The sequence below is a fragment of the Actinoplanes subtropicus genome (genome assembly GCF_000721705.1).
GTDB classification, from domain to species: Bacteria; Actinomycetota; Actinomycetes; order Mycobacteriales; family Micromonosporaceae; genus Actinoplanes; species Actinoplanes subtropicus.
Map to the genome: position 1 here is coordinate 1 of NZ_JOJL01000039.1, position 17,222 is coordinate 17,222.

General features: G+C 71.7%; 21 protein-coding genes. 12 read left to right on the forward strand and 9 right to left on the reverse strand.

The window, feature by feature from the left end; genetic code table 11:
- Positions 1 to 222 precede the first annotated feature (222 nt).
- Genes IH26_RS0141695 through IH26_RS0141705 form a run of 3 tightly spaced genes read left to right on the forward strand, consistent with a single transcriptional unit; the run spans position 223 to position 4,090 of the window.
- Positions 223 to 1,008, forward strand: a complete 786-nt coding sequence (locus tag IH26_RS0141695; RefSeq protein WP_030441821.1) for an electron transfer flavoprotein subunit beta/FixA family protein — start codon at positions 223 to 225, stop codon at positions 1,006 to 1,008.
- Between the two features lie 17 nt (positions 1,009 to 1,025).
- Positions 1,026 to 1,979: an electron transfer flavoprotein subunit alpha/FixB family protein gene (locus IH26_RS0141700; RefSeq protein WP_030441822.1), complete on the forward strand. Its 954-nt coding sequence runs from the start codon at positions 1,026 to 1,028 to the stop codon at positions 1,977 to 1,979.
- A gap of 2 nt (positions 1,980 to 1,981) precedes the next feature.
- A complete protein-coding gene (locus IH26_RS0141705) occupies positions 1,982 to 4,090 on the forward strand; it encodes a (Fe-S)-binding protein (RefSeq protein ID WP_030441823.1) in 2,109 nt (702 codons plus the stop codon).
- On the opposite strand, the gene IH26_RS0141710 is transcribed toward IH26_RS0141705, so the two are convergent.
- Positions 4,091 to 4,270 (reverse strand): hypothetical protein, encoded by a 180-nt coding sequence (locus tag IH26_RS0141710; RefSeq protein WP_030441824.1) that lies wholly within the window; start codon positions 4,268 to 4,270, stop codon positions 4,091 to 4,093.
- Between the two features lie 112 nt (positions 4,271 to 4,382).
- On the opposite strand from IH26_RS0141710, the gene IH26_RS0141715 reads away from it, so the two are divergent.
- Positions 4,383 to 5,783 (forward strand): FAD-dependent oxidoreductase, encoded by a 1,401-nt coding sequence (locus IH26_RS0141715; protein ID WP_034217112.1) that lies wholly within the window; start codon positions 4,383 to 4,385, stop codon positions 5,781 to 5,783.
- A gap of 15 nt (positions 5,784 to 5,798) precedes the next feature.
- On the opposite strand, the gene IH26_RS60475 is transcribed toward IH26_RS0141715, so the two are convergent.
- Positions 5,799 to 5,939 (reverse strand): hypothetical protein, encoded by a 141-nt coding sequence (locus IH26_RS60475; protein ID WP_157437643.1) that lies wholly within the window; start codon positions 5,937 to 5,939, stop codon positions 5,799 to 5,801.
- Between the two features lie 54 nt (positions 5,940 to 5,993).
- Between IH26_RS60475 and IH26_RS56620 the strand changes: the two genes are divergently transcribed.
- Positions 5,994 to 6,713 carry an eCIS core domain-containing protein gene (locus IH26_RS56620; RefSeq protein ID WP_157437644.1) on the forward strand — a complete coding sequence of 240 codons (720 nt, stop codon included), beginning with the start codon at positions 5,994 to 5,996 and terminating at the stop codon, positions 6,711 to 6,713.
- Here the strand turns inward: IH26_RS56620 and IH26_RS0141730 are convergent.
- Complete coding sequence (locus IH26_RS0141730; protein WP_030441827.1) at positions 6,694 to 7,524, reverse strand: helix-turn-helix domain-containing protein; 831 nt, start codon at positions 7,522 to 7,524, stop codon at positions 6,694 to 6,696. The two genes, IH26_RS56620 and IH26_RS0141730, sit on opposite strands and share 20 nt — an antisense overlap.
- Before the next feature lie 178 nt (positions 7,525 to 7,702).
- Between IH26_RS0141730 and IH26_RS0141735 the strand changes: the two genes are divergently transcribed.
- Positions 7,703 to 8,512, forward strand: a complete 810-nt coding sequence (locus IH26_RS0141735; protein ID WP_030441828.1) for an SAM-dependent methyltransferase — start codon at positions 7,703 to 7,705, stop codon at positions 8,510 to 8,512.
- Positions 8,512 to 8,691, forward strand: coding sequence for a hypothetical protein (locus IH26_RS0141740; protein WP_030441829.1), 180 nt, complete (start codon positions 8,512 to 8,514; stop codon positions 8,689 to 8,691). Before IH26_RS0141735 ends, IH26_RS0141740 begins: the two co-directional genes overlap by 1 nt.
- Here IH26_RS0141740 and IH26_RS0141745 read toward each other — a convergent pair.
- Together IH26_RS0141745 and IH26_RS0141750 are read right to left on the reverse strand one after the other, a co-directional pair.
- A complete protein-coding gene (locus IH26_RS0141745; protein WP_034217115.1) occupies positions 8,688 to 10,217 on the reverse strand; it encodes a multicopper oxidase family protein in 1,530 nt (509 codons plus the stop codon). The two genes, IH26_RS0141740 and IH26_RS0141745, sit on opposite strands and share 4 nt — an antisense overlap.
- Positions 10,214 to 10,591 (reverse strand): hypothetical protein, encoded by a 378-nt coding sequence (locus IH26_RS0141750; protein WP_051809469.1) that lies wholly within the window; start codon positions 10,589 to 10,591, stop codon positions 10,214 to 10,216. The genes IH26_RS0141745 and IH26_RS0141750 overlap by 4 nt, the downstream gene beginning before the upstream one ends.
- A 68-nt stretch (positions 10,592 to 10,659) precedes the next feature.
- On the opposite strand from IH26_RS0141750, the gene IH26_RS0141755 reads away from it, so the two are divergent.
- Positions 10,660 to 11,094 carry a MarR family winged helix-turn-helix transcriptional regulator gene (locus IH26_RS0141755; RefSeq protein WP_051809471.1) on the forward strand — a complete coding sequence of 145 codons (435 nt, stop codon included), beginning with the start codon at positions 10,660 to 10,662 and terminating at the stop codon, positions 11,092 to 11,094.
- Positions 11,095 to 11,322: 228 nt separating this feature from the next.
- Positions 11,323 to 12,297, forward strand: a complete 975-nt coding sequence (locus IH26_RS0141765; RefSeq protein ID WP_084599560.1) for an Acg family FMN-binding oxidoreductase — start codon at positions 11,323 to 11,325, stop codon at positions 12,295 to 12,297.
- On the opposite strand, the gene IH26_RS60480 is transcribed toward IH26_RS0141765, so the two are convergent.
- The 3 genes from IH26_RS60480 to IH26_RS0141780 all read right to left on the reverse strand — a co-directional run bounded on the left by IH26_RS60480 (position 12,240) and on the right by IH26_RS0141780 (position 13,646).
- Positions 12,240 to 12,671 (reverse strand): hypothetical protein, encoded by a 432-nt coding sequence (locus tag IH26_RS60480; RefSeq protein WP_157437645.1) that lies wholly within the window; start codon positions 12,669 to 12,671, stop codon positions 12,240 to 12,242. The two genes, IH26_RS0141765 and IH26_RS60480, sit on opposite strands and share 58 nt — an antisense overlap.
- A gap of 303 nt (positions 12,672 to 12,974) precedes the next feature.
- Positions 12,975 to 13,136: a DUF1877 family protein gene (locus tag IH26_RS61670; RefSeq protein ID WP_169789896.1), complete on the reverse strand. Its 162-nt coding sequence runs from the start codon at positions 13,134 to 13,136 to the stop codon at positions 12,975 to 12,977.
- A 180-nt stretch (positions 13,137 to 13,316) separates the two neighbouring features.
- Positions 13,317 to 13,646 carry a hypothetical protein gene (locus tag IH26_RS0141780; protein ID WP_030441834.1) on the reverse strand — a complete coding sequence of 110 codons (330 nt, stop codon included), beginning with the start codon at positions 13,644 to 13,646 and terminating at the stop codon, positions 13,317 to 13,319.
- A 73-nt stretch (positions 13,647 to 13,719) separates the two neighbouring features.
- Between IH26_RS0141780 and IH26_RS0141785 the strand changes: the two genes are divergently transcribed.
- The gene (locus tag IH26_RS0141785) at positions 13,720 to 14,481 is read left to right on the forward strand and encodes a hypothetical protein (RefSeq protein WP_030441835.1); all 762 of its coding nucleotides are present in this window, start codon (positions 13,720 to 13,722) and stop codon (positions 14,479 to 14,481) included.
- A 209-nt stretch (positions 14,482 to 14,690) separates the two neighbouring features.
- Here the strand turns inward: IH26_RS0141785 and IH26_RS56625 are convergent, their stop codons facing one another.
- A complete protein-coding gene (locus IH26_RS56625; protein WP_157437647.1) occupies positions 14,691 to 15,560 on the reverse strand; it encodes a hypothetical protein in 870 nt (289 codons plus the stop codon).
- A 263-nt stretch (positions 15,561 to 15,823) separates the two neighbouring features.
- Between IH26_RS56625 and IH26_RS0141795 the strand changes: the two genes are divergently transcribed.
- Both IH26_RS0141795 and IH26_RS0141800 read left to right on the forward strand, forming a co-directional pair.
- Positions 15,824 to 16,384, forward strand: a complete 561-nt coding sequence (locus tag IH26_RS0141795) for an NUDIX domain-containing protein (protein WP_030441837.1) — start codon at positions 15,824 to 15,826, stop codon at positions 16,382 to 16,384.
- A 90-nt stretch (positions 16,385 to 16,474) separates the two neighbouring features.
- Positions 16,475 to 17,197 carry a hypothetical protein gene (locus IH26_RS0141800; RefSeq protein WP_030441838.1) on the forward strand — a complete coding sequence of 241 codons (723 nt, stop codon included), beginning with the start codon at positions 16,475 to 16,477 and terminating at the stop codon, positions 17,195 to 17,197.
- Positions 17,198 to 17,222: the final 25 nt, after the last annotated feature.

The following is a 17,222-nucleotide window of genomic DNA, read 5'->3' on the forward strand; positions in this document are numbered from 1 at the left end:
GTCCTCCTCGATGGGTACTGGGACACCAAGCCCGCTCATCCCACCAGGGAGGACGTTCCTTGATCTCAAGCCCCTAATCCTTCGAGGTCTTTCTACGCGGCACCATTCGATGCCCACGTTCCATGCCTCCCGCACCGTCGATACCGGCACCGGGAAGATCACGCTCTAGTCAGATCGACGGCGATCGCCCTAAACTGCCGTTCAGTCCTGGGGAGGTCCACCGTGCGGATCGTGGTGCTCGTCAAACAGGTGCCGTCCATGGATGCGGACCTGTCGTTCGCCCCCGACCACACCCTGGTGCGCGACGACCGCCCCGCCGCGCTGAATGCCGCCGATTCGTGCGCCGTCGATCAAGCTTTGAGGATTGCCGTACGCCGTCGGGACGTGCAGATCACCGCGGTCACCATGGGGCCGCCCTGCGCCGTGGCGGCCCTGCGCACCGCCCTGGTACTGGGCGCGGACACCGCCGTGCACGTCCGGGACGAGGCGCTGCACGGCTCGGACGCGCTGGCCACCTCGCGTGTGCTCGCCGCCGCCGTCGCCCGCCTCGGGTTCGACCTGGTGCTGTGTGGCTCGGCGTCGGCCGACTCGGGCATGTCGGCGGTGCCGGCCATGGTCGCCGAGCGGCTCGGGGTGCCGGTGCTGTGCTTCGCCGACCACCTCGTCGTACGGGAAAGGAAGGTGGAGATCCACCGGGACGACGGCTGCGGCGACCGGCGGGTGCTGTCCGCGGCGCCGCCGGTGGTGGTCTCGGTGACCGAGCGGTGCGGCGAGCCGCGCTACCCGCGGTACGTGTCCCGGCTCGACGCCCGGGACAAGCTGATCTCGGAGTGGACGCTGGCCACGCTCGGTATCGAGCCGGCCGAGGTGGGCCTGGCCGGCTCGGCGTGCGTCGTGCGGGCGGCGACCCCGCGGCCGGGCGCCCGGCGCGGCGTGCTCGCCGAGGGCGACCCGACCAGCGTGGCCATCCGGGTCGCCGATTTCCTGGCCGAGCGTCAGTTCCTGTAGCGAGAGCGGAGGCGGGCGTGGCGGAGGTTCTGGTGCTGGCCGAGCGGGCCAAGCCCCGCGCCACCTGCGCGCTGCTCACCGTCGCGCGGCGGCTCGGCACGCCGGCCGCGGTGCTCGGCGGCCCGGCCGATCCGGCGGCCAGAGCCCTGCTGGGCCGGTTCGGCGCGGCGACGATCTACTCGGTGACCGCGCCCGAGGTGGCGGCGCATCCGGTCGCCGCCCGGGTCGAGATGCTGGGCGAGCTGGCCCGGCGGAGGCCGGCCGCGATCCTGATCGCCTCCGGCCGGGACGGGCTGGAGATCGCCGGGCGGGTCGCGGTCCGCCTGGACTCCGGCGTCCTGATCGACGTGGTCGACGTCGCGGCCGGCCCGGACGGCCCGGTCGCCACCCAGTCGGTGCAGGGCGGCGCCTACGAGGTGGAGTCCCGGGTGGTGCGGGGCGTCCCGATTCTCGCCGTACGCACCGAGCACATCACCGTCGCCCCGGCGCCGGTCACCCCCACGGTCAGCGTGGTCCGGGTGCCGTTCTCCGACCGGGTGCGGGCGGTGCGCGGCCGTACCGTGCCGGGCGACCTCGCCACCGCCGCGGTGATCGTGGCCGGCGGTCGCGGCGTCGGCTCCGAGGCCGGGTTCGACCTGGTCCGGCGGCTCGCCGCGGCGCTCGATGGGGTGCCGGCCGGCTCGCACGCCGCGGCCGAGCAGGGCTGGTGCCCGCGCGAGATGCAGGTCGACCAGGTCGGCACGATCGTGCACCCGAGCCTCTATCTGGCCCTGGGCATCTCCGGCTCGCTGCGGCACCGCTCGGGCATGCACGGCGCCGGGACGGTCGTGGCGATCGACCGCGACCCGGCGGCTCCCATTTTCCAGCTGTCCGACCTCGGCGCCGTCGGTGACGTGCACGAGGTCGTGCCGGAACTGCTCGCCGAGATCGAGCGCCGCCGCGCCCAACCTGTCATTTTCGTAGAGGAGTAATAGTGGTCGTACGACTCGTGCTGGGCCTCGCGATCACGCTGGCCGTGTTCGCCGTGGCCGGCCGCCGCGCCGTCCAGCTCTACCGGATCGGGCGTGCCGGTCAGCCGGTCGAACCCGGCCGCACGTCCGGCGTCGGCAAACGCGTCCTGGCCGTGACGACCGAGGTCCTCGGGCAGCGCAAACTCCTCAAGTGGAGCGTCCCGGGCGCCGCGCACTTCGCGGTGTTCTGGGGCTTCACCATCCTGTTCGCCACGATCATCGAGGGCTTCGGGGCGCTGTTCGACCGCGACTTCCACATCCCGATCATCGGCACCCAGACCTGGCTCGGCTTCCTGGAAGACCTGTTCATCGTGGCGGTGCTCGCCGGCCTGGTCGTCTTCGCCGCGATCCGGCTGCGGCAGAGCCCGGAGCGTGAGGGCCGCCGATCCCGGTTCTTCGGCTCGCACCTGGGCCCGGCCTGGCTGGTCCTCTTCATGATCTTCAACGTGATGTGGACCCTGCTGCTCTATCGAGGGGCGCAGATCAACACCGGCAATTTCCCGTACGCCCATGGCGCCTTCGCCTCCGAGGCGGTGGGCAAGCTGCTCGCTCCGCTGGGCCGCACCGCCAACGATGTCCTGGAGACGGCCGGCCTGCTCGCCTCGCTCGGTGTGGTGCTCGGTTTCCTGGTGCTCGTCCTCTACTCCAAGCACCTGCACATCTTCCTCGCGCCGATCAACGTCGCGTTCTCCCGCCGCCCGCGGGCCCTGGGCGCGCTGCTGCCGGTCTACTCGGGCGGCAAGGAGGTGGACTTCGAGGACCCGGGCGAGGACGACAAGATCGGCCGCGGGGTGATCGAGGACTTCACCTGGAAGGGCATGCTCGACTTCGCCACCTGTACGGAGTGCGGCCGCTGCCAGTCGCAGTGCCCGGCGTGGAACACCGAGAAGCCGCTCAGCCCCAAGCTGCTGATCATGAGCCTGCGCGACCACGCCGCCGCCAAGGCCCCGTACCTGCTGGCCACCTCGGACGAGCAGCGGGCGGCGCTGCACAAGGACGTGCTGGCCGAGGCCGAGCGCTCGCTGGTCGGCCCGGCAGGTGAGGGCGGCGTGATCGACCCGGACGTGCTGTGGTCGTGCGTGACCTGCGGCGCCTGCGTCGAGCAGTGCCCGGTCGACATCGAGCACGTCGACCACATCGTCGACATGCGCCGCTACCAGGTCCTGATCGAGTCGCAGTTCCCGAAGGAGGCGCACACCCTGCTGCGCAACCTGGAGCGAGCGGGCGACCCGTGGGGCCGGGGCGCGCAGGCTCGGCTGGAGTGGATGGCCGGGCTGCCGTTCGACGTACGCGTGCTCGATGAGGGCCAGCAACTCCCGGAGGACGTCGAGTACCTGCTGTGGGTCGGCTGCGCCGGCTCGCTGGACGAGAACGCCAAGAAGACCACCCGGGCGGTCGCCGAACTGCTGAACGAGGCCGGCGTCAGCTTCATGGTGCTCGGCGGCGCCGAGACCTGCACCGGCGACGCGGCCCGCCGGCTCGGCCAGGAACTGCTGTTCCAGGAGCTGGGCAAGCAGAACGTCGAGACGCTCAACAACGCGGGCGCGAAGCGGATCGTGGTCACCTGTGCGCACTGCTTCAACGCGCTCGGCAACGAGTACCAGCAGCTCGGCGGCGACTACGAGGTGCTGCACCACACCCAGCTGCTCTCCCAGCTGATCGCCGAGAAGCGGCTGGTGCCGGTGCACCCCGTCGACGCGGCGGTCACCTACCACGACCCGTGCTACCTGGGCCGGCACAACCGGGTCTTCTCGCCGCCCCGGGAGATCCTGGCCGGCGTCCCCGGCGTACGGCTGACCGAAATGCCCCGCAACCGCGAGACGTCCTTCTGCTGCGGCGCGGGCGGCGCCCGGATGTGGATGGAGGAGACGATCGGCGTCCGCATCAACGAGACCCGCACCGACGAGGCCCTGGCCACCGGCGCCGAACTGATCACCGCGGCCTGCCCCTACTGCATCGTCATGCTCACCGACGGCACCGCCGTCCGCAAACAGCAGGGCAAGGCGGCCGACGAGGTGCAGGTCGTCGACGTCTCCCGGGTGCTGCTGCGCTCGATCGTCGACCCGCGGTGATCAGAGGCGCGACGAGATCCGCGGGTCGTCCTCCGGCAGCTCATGCACCTTGCCGTTGCGGTCGACGACCCGCACGACGCGCACCGCTCGGGCCTTCAGCGCACGCAGGGCCAGGACGGCCGCGCCCGCCATCGCCGCCGCCGTGGCGATGGCGGAAAACTCGTCAGCGTTCAGAGCCATGAATGTGACTCCCTCCAAGTGGCCTGGTGCCCGGCAAGTCTACCCGGCCCGCCCCAGGGCACCGGTTTCCGCGGGACCGCGGAGGGTGCCGAGGGTCCGTAAGCTTCGGCCCATGGTTTCGTCACCCGCGAAGACATTCGCCGAGATCGCTTCGAACCAGCCGCCGACCGGCCCGTCCGCCGGCCTGGGCACGGCGATCGTGCTGGGCGGCAGCGTGGCCGGCATGCTGGCCGCGCGCGTGCTGGCCGATCACGCCGACACGGTGGTGATCATCGAGCGGGACGACACCGCCGCGGGCGCCGGCGGCCGCCGCGGCGTCCCGCAAAGCTCCCAGGTGCACGCGCTGCTGTCCGGCGGCAGCCGCCAGCTGGAGCGCTGGTTCCCCGGGTTCATCGCGCGCTCGGTGGCCGGCGGGGCGAGCCTGGTGCCGCCGGAGCGGCAGGCGCAGTACGTCGACGGCGTCCGCAAGGTCATCGGGGCCGACATCCGCCTGCTCAGCGCGACCCGGCCCTTCCTGGAGGGCCGGATCCGCGCCGACCTGCTCGAACTGCCGAACGTCAAGGTCATCACCGGTCAGGCGACCGGCCTGGAGACCGGCGAGACCGCGGTGACCGCCGTCCGCTACGAGTCGGCCGGCACCCCCGGACGGGAGCCGGCCGACCTGGTGGTCGACGCCATGGGCCGCGCCAGCCGCCTGAGCGCCTGGCTGGAGTCGGCCGGCTGGGACCGGCCGCCGGTCGTACGCGTGCCCACCGGCATCAACTACGCCACCGCCTACTTCCGCCGCCCGCCCGGCGAGCACCCGTACGGCACCGCCCTCGCCATCCCCAGCAACACGCTCCGCAAGGACGTCGGCGGCGCCGTCTTCGCCGCCGTCGAGGACGACCGCTGGATCGCGATGATGGGCGGCTACGGCGACTTCCGCCCGGGCAGCACCGCCGAGGACATGATCCACCGCTTCCGCACCGAACTCCCTTCGCCGTTCGGCCACGTCGCCGCCGACGAGATGGTCGGCGACGTCACCACCTACCACCAGGCGGACAGCCGCCGCCGCGACTTCTGGGCCTGCGACCGCCTGCCGGCCCGCCTGCTCGCGGTCGGGGACGCGGTGGCCTCGTTCAATCCCCTGTACGGCCAGGGCATGAGCTCGGCCGCCCTGCACGCCTCGGCCCTGTCGATGTTCCTGCGCTCGAGCCCGGACCTCGATGCCCCGGCCCGGGACTTCCTCGCCCTCCAACGCGTGATCGTCGACGCCGCCTGGCAGATCTCCGCCTCGGGAGACCGCGCCGGCCAGGAGGCGGCCGACCGGCCACCGGCACACGACCGCCTGGCCCGCCGCATCGTCGACCTGATCATCCAGGCGTCGATCACCGACTCCGCGGTGAACGCCGCCTTCCAGGAGGTGACGCAGATGCTCCGTCACCCCAGCACCCTGGCCGCCCCGGGCGTGGTGTGGCGCGCCTGGCGAGCCCGAAAGAACCCGCTGCCCGCCCCGTCCCCGCCGCTTGGCTGACACCGGCGGGGACGGTCACGACTTCCGGGCGGCCTTTCGCCGCTTCTCCTCGGCGTCGGCGATGCCGTGGGCAACGGCCGTGCGAATCACCCGATACAGCACGGCGATACTCAGCAGCGCGAGCAACGCCCACCCGATGATGATCCCCCCGTCCACGGCCTGAGACTAGACGATCCTTTCCGATGGCGCTCGTACGTCACCATGGGCGACATGTTCGAGCCGAAGTGCCCGGTCGTCGACTCCGAGCGGGTCTGGATCGACGAGAACATGGACTGGTTCCGGGGGCAGTTCGGCGACGAGTGGCTGAGCCGGCCGGTCGTCCTGCCCACCGACGAGTATTTCCCCGGGGTCTTCGCCGGCTCGCCCGATGACGTCCGCGCTGCCGTCGCCCGCGTCGGCACGTACATGGGCGTCGACCTCGACCGGGTCGTGGTCGACTTTCACGAGGGCGGGCGCGACGACCCCCTCGCTCGCGCGATCGGCGCCGCCTCCCGCTGGTCCGGCGCCGCCGGGCACTACCGCACCGTCAACGGCAAGGCCGTCGTCTCGCTGGAGGAATCGCTCGCAGGTGCCCCGCGCGTTCTGGTGGCCACGATCGCGCACGAACTGGCGCACGTACGACTGCTCGGTGAGGAACGCGTGCCGCCGGAGCGGGCCGATCAGGAGCCGCTGACCGACCTGCTCACCGTCTATCTGGGTATGGGCGTGTTCGCGGCCAACGCCTCCCTCGAGTTCTCCAGCACGGGCCGGCGCTGGTCGGCCACTCGTCTCGGCTATCTCACCGAGCCGATGTTCGGGTACGCGCTCGCCCGGTACGCCCGGATGCGCGGCGAGCCCGACCCGGCGTGGGCCCGCCACCTGGACACCAATCCGCGTACCTTCCTCAAGAAGGGCCTGCGCTACCTGAGCCTCAGCTCCCGAGGTCCTTGAGGATGTCGCGGAGGATCGCCGGAGTCTCGGTGAGCGGCGCCGCCTCGATGAACAGGCGGCCGATCGCCGCCGAGTACCGGTCGACCTCCTCGCGCCGGTCCAGGTACAGCCCGCCGGTCAGGTGCTCGATGTACACCACGTCGGACAGCTCCTGGTAGGGGAAGCGCAGCACGCTGAACGCACCGCCCGACGCCGCATGACCGCCGGAAGCGAACGGCATGACCTGCAGACGTACGCCGGGCAGGTCGGTCAGTTCGATCAGGGCGGCGATCTGCCCGCGCAGGACGTCCACTCCCCCGATCGGGCGACGCAGGGCCGCCTCGTCGAGCACCGCCCACAGCTTCGGCGCGTCGGGGCGCAGCAGCAACTGTTTGCGCTCCATCCGCAGCCGGATGCGGCGCTCGATCTCCTCGGTCGCGGACGGGTCGTAGCCGAGGCTGATCACCGCCCGGGCGTACGCCTCGGTCTGCAGCAGGCCCGGGACGAACTGGACCTCGTACGTCCGGATCAGCTCGGCACCCTGCTCGAAGTCGAGATACGTCTGCAGCCAGGGGTCCAGCACATCGCTGTACAGGTGCCACCAACTGGGTGAATTCGCCTCGGTCACGAAGGTCAGCAGCCGCCGCCGCTCCTCGTGATCGTCCACGCCGTACAGGGTCAGCAGGTCGGCGATGTCGCGTTCCTTGAACCCGACCCGCCCCAGCTCCATCCGGCTGATCTTCGACTCCGACGCGCGGATGGGATGACCAGCCTCTTCGCGGCTCAGCCCGGCCGCCCGGCGCAAGGCGCGCAGGCGCGCACCAAGCTGCATGCGGCGCACCGTCGAGCCGCCGCCCGTTACCTGATTCACCTATGTCCTTCTGCCGAAAGTCGCCCGACGGAGCCCCGGTCGTCCACAGTGGAGAAGCGTGATCTTCGCGCGTTAGCATACCGGCGTTCAGCCTGATATGAACGTAGCCGTCAGTACATTTCGTCACCGGGAGGCCACCGTGACCGACAGCGAACCCGGCGCCAAGCTCGACGCCAGCATCCCGCATTCCGCCCGGGTATGGAACTACTGGCTCGGCGGCAAGGACAACTTCGAGGTCGACCGGCAGGTCGGTGACCAGTTCTCGGAGTTCTACCCGGACATCACGGTGGTGGCGAAGTCGTCGCGCGCGTTCCTCAAACGGGCGATCACCTACCTCGCCACCGAGGCGGGCATCCGACAGTTCCTGGACATCGGCACCGGCATGCCCACCGCCGAGAACACGCATCAGGTGGCCCAGGCCGCCGCCCCGGACGCCCGGATCGTGTATGTCGACAACGACCCGCTGGTGCTGGTGCACGCCCGGGCGCTGCTCACCGGCACCCCCGAGGGCGCCACCGAGTACATCGACGCCGACCTGCACGACCCGGACGCGATCCTCGAGGCGGCCGGCCGCACGACGCTGGACCTGAAGCAGCCGACCGGCCTGATCCTGATGAACATCCTCGGCCACGTGCCCAACCTGGACGAGGCGGTCAGCATCGTGCGCCGGCTGCTGGCCGCGCTGCCGTCCGGCTCGTACCTGGTCACCGCGGACGGCACCAACGTGCTCGACGGCCCGGCCTTCGAGGAGGCGATCGGGGTGTGGAACGCGAGCGCGCCGCTCTCCTACCACCTGCGCCGCCCCGAGGAACTGGCCCGTTTCCTGGAGGGCCTCGAGGTCCTCGAGCCCGGCCTGGTGCCGTGCAACACGTGGCGCCCGGAGCCCGGCGCCGAGGGCGACGACCTGCGCGAGGTGGACGAGTTCGGGGCGGTCGGCCGCAAGCCGTAATGCTCACCGTCGCCGTCCTGCTGGCGGTGGCGGTGGCCGCCGCGGCCCAGACGCTCAGCGGAATAGGGTTCGCGCTGGTGGCCGGGCCGCTCCTCATTCTCGCGCTGGGGCAGAGCGATGGCGTACGCCTGACGGTGGCGCTCGGTCTGCTCCTGACTGATCGTCCGGCGGCCTTCTAGGGGCGCACGGCGAAGACGCCCATCATGCCCATGTCCTCGTGCTCGAGGTTGTGGCAGTGGAAGACGTACCGGCCGGGGTGGTCGGCGAAGCGCACCAAGATGCTCGCCTGCTCGGCCGGCCGCAGGTCCACGGTGTCCTTCGGCCCCTGGTCGTAGGGCCCCGGCCCGCCGATCCCCCGCGACAGCACCCGGAACGAGGCCAGGTGCAGGTGGATCGGGTGGTGGAAGTCCGAACTGAGCCGCCAGATCTCGGTGTCGCCCAGCCGGGGCGTGGCCGCGGGCCGGGCCGGGTCGAACGCCGCGCCGTTGATCGTCCACCCGGCCATGCCGTTCACCTTCCCGTGCCGGAACCGCAGGTCCCGCGTCATCACGGCCGGCCCGGCGGCGGCCGGTGCGGGGGCGAGCCGGTCGGGCACCCGGCTGGGGTCCGGGACGGCCGCGCCGACCCGGAACCGCATGACCGCCGTCGTGGTGTGGTCGCCGAACTCGTTCCGCATCGTCACCACCTGGCCCGGGCGGTAGCGGCCGAAGTCCACCACCACGTCGAACCGCTCCCCCGGGGCGATCTCCACCGCCTCTTGCGCGACCGGGCTCTCCAGCAGCCCGCCGTCCGCGCCGACCTGCACCAACGGGCCGGGCGGGTCGAGCGTCAGGCGGTAGCGGCGGGCGTTCGACGCGTTCAGCAAGCGCAGCCGATGACGCGCCGCGGGCACCTCCGCGACCGGCCAGGGCACGCCGTTGACCAGGATCACGTCGCCGAGCACGCCGGAGCCGTACGGTTCACGCACCCCCGGCGTGTGCAGCAGCGACGGGTCGAGGCTGGGATAGCGCAGGGATCCGTCCGCGTCGAACGAGCGGTCGGCGATCATGACGGGCAGGTCCCGGTCGCCGGCGGGTAGCCCGAGCGCGTCCTCGGCCGGGTCGCTGATCAGGTGAAACCCGGCCAGCCCGCGCCACACCGCCGGACCGGTGAAGTCCATCCGGTGGTCGTGGTACCAGAGCGTGGCGGCCGGCTGCGTCATCGGATACACGTAGTCGCGACGGCCGTGCGCCATCACCCCGCCCGTCATCATGTCCCCGGTCCAGCCGGCCGGATACAGCAGATCGGCCGGGAAGCCGTCCTGCCCGGCCGGCGTGTGCCCACCGTGCAGATGCACCACGACCGGCACCGGCAGCTCGTTCGTGTGCGTCACCACCGTCCGCCGGCCGCGCACCGACCGGATCGTCGGCCCCGGGAAAAGACCTTCATAACCCCAAATTGGCGTACGGACACCGGGCAGGATCTCGACCAGTGCGGCTCGCTGCGTGACCCGGTAGTAGTCCCCGGTCGCGTCGGATCGCGCCGGGGCCAGCACGGGCGGCACCCGGAACGGCAGGCGGAACGGCTTCGGCAGCCCGATCCGGCTGGGCAGCAGCTCGCCGGTCGAGCTGGATCCGCGTACACCCGCAAGAATTTGAATCCCCACCGCCGAGGCCGCACCGATCGCGGAGAGCCCACCCAGCAACCGCCGCCGGCTCAGGCTCACGACCGCTCCCCCGGCTGGTAGCGCCACGACCAGGCGGTCAGCAACAGGCCGCCCAGGATGATCGTCACGCCGAGCGGGATGTGCACGGCGAGCAACCGGAGAAAGCCGATCGCGATCTGCAGCGCGATCAGCCCGAACAACCCCAGGAACGCGAACATCGGCCAGAGCGGGCCGCCGCCGGTCCAGCGGATCAGCGCGGCGGCGACCGCGGCGGCCAGCACCGCGAGGCCGGCGTAGGTCGCGTTGTCCCGATGGGTCTGCAGCGCCGGGAACGTGCCGGCGAGGAACTGACCGGCGAAGACGGCCTGATCGAACAGAAGCAGGGCGGCCAGCGACGAGGTGACTCGCAGCGGCCAGCGGGTCCACTGATGCACCCGCCGACCATATACTCTCACTAGAGAATATCTCAAGCGAGAATATCTCAATTGAGTAGAGTGGGCCCATGGCAGGGAGCAACGCGGTCGGCGTCGAGATCGGTCAGCTGCTGGCGGGCGCGCACAAGCGGGCGGCACGCCGGTTCGCCGAGGCGCTCACGCCGCTGGGCATCGACGGGCGGCTGTTCGGCGTGCTCAACACGCTCGGCCGCCTCGGCCCGTGCACCCAGGCCCGGCTGGTCACCGAGCTGAACGGGGACAAGTCGACGATGATGCGCACCGTCGACGAACTGGAGGCGATGGGCCTGGCCGTCCGCCAAGCGGTCCCCGGCGACCGGCGCGCCCGGGCGGTCGCGCTCACCGACGAGGGCCGGAAACGCCTCGCCGTCGCCCGGCTGAACGCCGACCACGTGGCCGGCGAGCTGTTCGCCGCCATGTCCGAGACCGACCGCACCGCGCTGCGTGACCTGCTGGCCGCCTTCCTCCGCGACTCCCCCGGCTGACCCACCCGGTCAGAGCAGCCAGGTCACCGACCGCAGATGCGCCTCGATCGCCGCCCGCTCGGCCGGCGGCGCGGTCGCACCCTCCGGCGTGACGTCCCGCGTCACACCCGGCAGCCCGCAGAGTTCCGTTGAACGGCATGAGCCGGGCCCTTGCCCGGGCACCCGGGACTTTCGCCCCTGACCCGCCGCGCCGCCGGGCGGGACCGTGGTGGTCAGGAGGTGCCCGCCATGTCAAGCCCGATCAGCCGCGTCCTCGCCACCTATGACCACACCGACCTGCGCCACGCCGCCCAGGCGGGCATCCGCGCGCCCTCGCTGCACAACAGCCAGCCGTGGCTGTTCGGGCTGCGCGACGGCACGATCGAGATCCGCGTCGACCCCGGCCGGCACCTGGCCACCGACCGGTCCGGCTGGGCCGCCCGGATGGCCTGCGGCGCGGCCCTCTACAACGCCCGGCTCGCGCTCACCGCCGGCGGTCGCCCGGCCGTGGTGGACGCGCACCCCGACCCGGCCGACCGTGACCTGATCGCCCGGCTGACCCCCGGCAACCCCCGGCCGCCCACGTACGCCGAGGCCGAGCTGTACGATGCCATCCCCCGCCGGTACAGCAACCGCGGCCCGTTCTGGCCCGCTCCCGTCCCCGCCGGGGTGCGCCGCGCGCTGCTCGGTGCGGCCGCCGACGAGCTGGCCTGGCTCGACCTGCTGGTCGGCGCGACCTCCCTGGCGGCGGTCAGCGAGATCGCCTACAGCGCCGACCGGGTGCTCCGCCGCGACGCCCGCTACCAGGCCGAACTCGCCGGCTGGACGCACGCCGACCGGGCCCCCGACGGCGTACCCTCGCGGGCCGGCGCGCCGCTGCCCGAGCCGCAGGACCTGCTACCCCAGCGGCTGTTCACCGACCGCCGCCGGCTGCCCGGCCGCGACTACGAGCCCGAGCCGCTGGTCGGCGTGCTCGGCGTGGCCGGCGACCGCCCCGCCGACCAGATCCGGGCCGGTCAGGCCATGCAGAAGGTGCTGCTAGCCGCGACCGCGGCCGGCCTGGACACCTCGATGATCAGCCAGCCGATCGAGGTGCCGGCCGCCCGCGACCAGCTGCGCCGCGCGCTGGGCCGAGCCGGCAGCCCGCAGATCCTGCTCCGCTTCGGCTACGGCACCCCGGGCCACCCGACCCAGCGGCGCGACGTCGCCGACGTCCTCATCTGACCAGCTCGAACGGAGAGAGCCATGAAGGCACTGGTCGTCCACGAGTCCATGTTCGGCAACACCGAGAAGATCGCCCGCGCGATCGCCGACGGCCTCGCCGGGACCTGCGAGGTCACCCTGGCCGACGTCAGCACCGCGCCCGCGGCCGAGGACATCGACCTGCTGGTCGCCGGGGCGCCGACGCACGCCTTCGGGCTGAGCCGGCCGTCCTCCCGCCAGCAGGCCGAGCAGAACGGCACGGTGCGGCCCGGCGCGGCCTCGTCCGGGCTGCGCGAATACCTGGCGGCATCACCCCCGCTGACCGGTGTGGCCGCCGCGACCTTCGACACCCGCGTCGACAAGCCGATCACCGGCTCGGCGGCCCGCAAGGCCACCGCCTGCTGCGCCGGCTGGGCTGCCGCATGCTCGCCCCGGCGGCCGGCTTCCGGGTCACCGGCACAACCGGCCCCCTGCTGGCCGGCGAGGAGGACCGGGCCCGCGCCTGGGCCGCGACCCTCGCCAGGTCGCTCCGGACCCCGGACCCGTCCGGTTCTACTGATCGACGGTGAAGATCACGGCTCGCTCGGTGGCGCGCAGGTGCGCCACGATGTAGTCCTCGCCCTCCTGGTGGTGGCCGCCGCCGAGCACGGCCATGTCGAGCGGGGAGAGGCGCCGGCCACAACCGAGGGTTCCGTCGCTCAGGCACGGTGGATGGCGTCCCAGGCCTTGTCCGTCTCGCACTCGAGCGGCTCGCCGTCCCGGTCACCCATCTCGACCTCGTCGACGAACTCCCGCACCTCGGCGTCGTCCCGCGTCGCCATCAGCGCGGCCTCCTGCTCCGCGGTGAGTGCGAAGAACATCCCACGGCCGGCAGACGCGAAACGCGGCCGCCCGGTTGGCTCCGGTCCTGAGATGGGCTGTTCGGTGCGAGCTCGGGCTCGCGCCAGGCGGAAGGCTACAAACCCTGGCGTACCCGGTCGGCGCCCGGATTTGGCCGATGACGGTGCGCCGCACGATGCCATATTTAAGTAGTCGCGACCCTAAAGGTCACGTGCTACTGCAAAGCTTTCGGCGACCGAGCCGACCCGGATAAAGGCGTCCTCGACGGCCGCGGCATCAAACGTCCACTTCCCACGGAACCGATCGGACAAGTCGGCTTCGTCGAGCAGCGAGTGGGCGAACGCGTTGCGCCGGTCGGCGACCCATTTGACATCCGCCCGAATTTCCGCCGAGTCTTCGCCATCGGGCCAACGGTCCAAAAGCGCGCCGATCTTCTGCTGTAACCCCTTCTTGCGCAGCGCCTGGTCCTCCAGCTTGACGGAGAGCCGGACCCCGGGCCAGGGCGCGGACCTTGCCTGACGATCGCGCACGCCACCGCCCGTACGTCCGGCGGCTGCGGGGTCACCGTGGAGTGGGTCCGGCCGCCTGACTACGCTGCCGCCCATGATGGTCGGGGCCGTGCAGGTCTATACGGAGAAACCGTTCCTGGTGATCGGGGCGGATGTGCCGGAGGAGTTCGTCGACGACCCGGAGGGCGACGGCGCCGACGCCGACGTGGTGGTGTTCGACGGCCCCGGGCACGTGATCGTGCGCACCATCGGCAAGGCCGGCCTGGTGCGGGCGACGGTCTGGGAGAGCGCGATGCCGCTGGTCGGCGAGATCGTCTTCGACGGCCAGTTCGACCTGCCGGACGGCGAGCTGATGATCGGCGACCTCGACCAGACCAGCGTGCTGGTGATGGACCTGGCCGAGGCTGGCCCGCAGCGCATCATCGTCTGCGTGGACGACCCCGGCTACGCGTCCCGGGTCAGCATCGGCTTCGACGTCGGCAATCATCCGGTCCCGTTGCCGGTCGCGGCCGGGCACCCGCTCCCGCCGGTGCTGGTGCCGGACGACACCGAGCTGACCGAGTCCGCGATCCTCGGTCTCCTCCTGGACGATCACGACGCCCCCCTGGCCCGGCTGGCCGCCGCAATCAAGGCAATTCCCGTTCCCGGGTACGGCGACACCCCGGCCCACTTCCCACGCCTGACCCACTGGCTACGGGGCCTGTCCGGCACGATCCGCTGGTCCGACGCCGAGTCGTGCGCCGAACAGATCGCCGACCAGATGCGCACGACCGGCGACTTCGTCGGCGCCACCCTGCCCGACCACCAGGCGGTCGAGATCGCGGCCGACGCCCTGCAGCGCCTCGAACTCCGCTGACTCACTCGGGCGTCGCGGGCGTGGCCACCGAGCCCTCGGGCCGAGGCGATGATTCGACGGAGTGCTGGCATTGCCGGGCCAGGTCGAGCCGCCCAGGACACACCTGGGGAGGCAACGCCCGGGCCGGCCGCTGCCGGAGCTCATCGGCGGTGAAGACGCCGGCACGGCGGGCAAACCAACAATGACCAGCACGGACGAGGTTTCTGCCGTCAATGGGGCGGTAGCAGCATGTCGTTCTTCTCGGGCTGGCCGGAGAAGCCGCCGTACACGCGGTTGGGGCCGGTGACGAGCGGCACGACGCCGGCCTTGGTCAGCCGGCGGACGGTCGTGCCGTCGTCGAAGCCGTTCTGGACGCAGCCGGCGTAGCGCATCGTGACTTCCGCGGTGCGGGTTGCGGACCGGGCCAGAAGCACGATGATCTGGTCGCCGTGCGCTACCTCGGGCGCGCAGTTCGCCGGCGTGTCCAGGCCGCCTCCGGCCGGCGCCGCGGCTATGCGGCGAATCTCGTCGGCGGCCGCCGCGCCGTCCAGGCGCAGGCTGGACAGCAGGCGTGGCGCGGAGGGACGGGTCGAAAGCCCGTCCGGCAAAGGGTACTTACAGACCGAGATCGAGGTTACGTCACGCAGGGTCGCGACGTCGGTGGGCGGGGAGGGACGCAGATCCGGTCCGGCACTGATCCGATGGCTGGTCGGGCAGCCGGCGTCGTCGACTTTCACGCGGTGAATCGTGGCGGCGATCCGGTCCCGCATCTGTTTCGGCGCCTGGATGATGACCTCGACGCCGTCGCGCCGCACCGTCGTGCGGTCAGCCTCTTGGCTACTGCCGTCGCCTTTGTCCGTACGGTCGAATCCGACTGTCCACCCGGTGTTCTTGATCAGAAACCCGGGCGGCGGGCCTTTCACGCCGACGCCGCAACCGATGAGGGGAACCCCGTCGCCGGGCCGGACGACCGCGGGCGGATGGTTCCCCGGCTTGATGCACCACGCGTCCAACCGGAGCCCTTTGTCGTCCCATCCCCAGTCACCCGGGACGCCGACCTGGACACCGCCGAACGACTCCCAACGCCAGCCGGCCGGCAACGCCGGCTGGCTGCCGACCGGTTCCACCAGCCTCGCCGGAGGCACCGACGGTGGCGGCGCCGGAGCCGATCCCGGCGGGTGTGCGCACGCCGCTGCCAGGCCTACGGCCGTCACGATCACGGCTGCCGCGATCACACCACGCATCGTCTCGTCCCCCACGATCGAGTTGGCGATCAGGCGATGATACGCGGACGGGACGACACCGCTCCCGCCCCGAGAGACCCCGTTCGGCAGCGCCGCGGCGTTCGTGACAGCATTCCCGGATGCGCAAGTCCGTGGCGGTCGTCCACGACCTGGTGTCGCGATTCTCACCGGTCGACGAGCTCGGCGCCGAGCACCGTGCGTCCGCGCTGGCCTGGCTGTCGGGCACCGACGACGTGTTCCGCCGGGTCAAGCCGGCGTCTCCGCCGCAGCATCTGGTGTCCTACGTGGTGCCGGTCGCCGCGGACGGGCGGGTCCTGCTCGTCGACCACGTCGACGCCGGGCTGTGGCTCCCGCCGGGTGGTCACGTCGAGGTCGATGAGGACCCCGCGCTGACCGCGCGGCGGGAGATCCAGGAAGAGCTCGGGCTGGGCGATGCGGGTCTGTCCCGGTCGCCGATCTTTCTGACCATCACGCGTACGGTCGGGCAGGACCACGGCCACCCGGACGTCAGCCTCTGGTACGTCCTGGCCTGCACCGGCGACGAGGAGCTGCGCCCGGACGCGGGCGAGTTCCACGCCGTCCGCTGGTGGTCCCGCGACGAGCTGGCGGCGGCCGATCCGGGCCGTTTCGACCCGCACCTCTTCCGCTTCCTGGCCGCCCTGGACCGGCCGGCCGGATAGGCGAACCGAACCGGCGAACTGGTTCTCGAGAGACCGAGCGGCGGATCATGCCGCAGGGAAGCGCTGGCCGCGGCTTTCTACCCTGCAGGGGTGCAGCTGACCGAGATGAGCGTCATGGGCTTCCGGACGTCGGTCACCGTGTTCCGGCGGCCCGCCGGTGGGCTGCGCTGGGTGATCATCCCGACGATCCACATGGGGCACGCCGACTACTACTGGGCGATCTGGCAGCGGCTGCGCTCCTGCTCCGCGGTCGTCGCCGAGATATGGGACGGCCCTAGTTCGACCGGCTTGATGTTCGCCAACGCGATGCGCCTGGCCCGTCAGCGAGCCAGCCGTGACCTGGTGCCTCAGGACATCGACTACGGCGCCCTCGGCGTCCCGATCATCTTCCCCGACGACTACCTGGCGCCGGACGCTGACCCGGACCGCCGGATGTCCCGCGCGGAAAAGGTGACCGCGACCGTGATGACGCCGATCCTCGCGCTGCACATGGCCCTCACCGGCGACGGTGACTGGTTCGGCAACAACCCGCTCGACATCCATGACCTCACCGAGGTCCCGCGCGACGCCGGCGACCGTAAACGGGAGGAACTGCTGCTCGGCGTGCTGCGGGAGATCGACGCCGAGTTCGCCGCCGAGGACACGGAGGTTGCGGTCGTTTTCGGGGCGTTGCACATGCCGACCGTCGTCCGGGAACTGACCGGGAAGCTCGGTTATCGAGTGATGCCCGGCGCACGGTGGCTGACCGCGATCGACTACGACGAGGCGCCACACCTGCGCAAGCCGACGCTGGACGGGTGGATGGACTGGTAGTCCAGCGCGTTCGAAAACCCCTGTC

Coding starts and splice junctions, on each gene's coding strand:
- IH26_RS0141710 (WP_030441824.1), bottom strand. CDS start 4,270: ATGGCTCTGAACGCTGACGAGTTTTCCGCCATCGCCACGGCGGCGGCG.
- IH26_RS0141715 (WP_034217112.1), top strand. CDS start 4,383: ATGGTTTCGTCACCCGCGAAGACATTCGCCGAGATCGCTTCGAACCAG.
- IH26_RS56620 (WP_157437644.1), top strand. CDS start 5,994: ATGTTCGAGCCGAAGTGCCCGGTCGTCGACTCCGAGCGGGTCTGGATC.
- IH26_RS0141730 (WP_030441827.1), bottom strand. CDS start 7,524: ATGCAGCTTGGTGCGCGCCTGCGCGCCTTGCGCCGGGCGGCCGGGCTG.
- IH26_RS0141740 (WP_030441829.1), top strand. CDS start 8,512: ATGCTCACCGTCGCCGTCCTGCTGGCGGTGGCGGTGGCCGCCGCGGCC.
- IH26_RS0141755 (WP_051809471.1), top strand. CDS start 10,660: ATGGCAGGGAGCAACGCGGTCGGCGTCGAGATCGGTCAGCTGCTGGCG.
- IH26_RS0141765 (WP_084599560.1), top strand. CDS start 11,323: ATGTCAAGCCCGATCAGCCGCGTCCTCGCCACCTATGACCACACCGAC.
- IH26_RS61670 (WP_169789896.1), bottom strand. CDS start 13,136: ATGTTCTTCGCACTCACCGCGGAGCAGGAGGCCGCGCTGATGGCGACG.
- IH26_RS0141785 (WP_030441835.1), top strand. CDS start 13,720: ATGATGGTCGGGGCCGTGCAGGTCTATACGGAGAAACCGTTCCTGGTG.
- IH26_RS0141795 (WP_030441837.1), top strand. CDS start 15,824: ATGCGCAAGTCCGTGGCGGTCGTCCACGACCTGGTGTCGCGATTCTCA.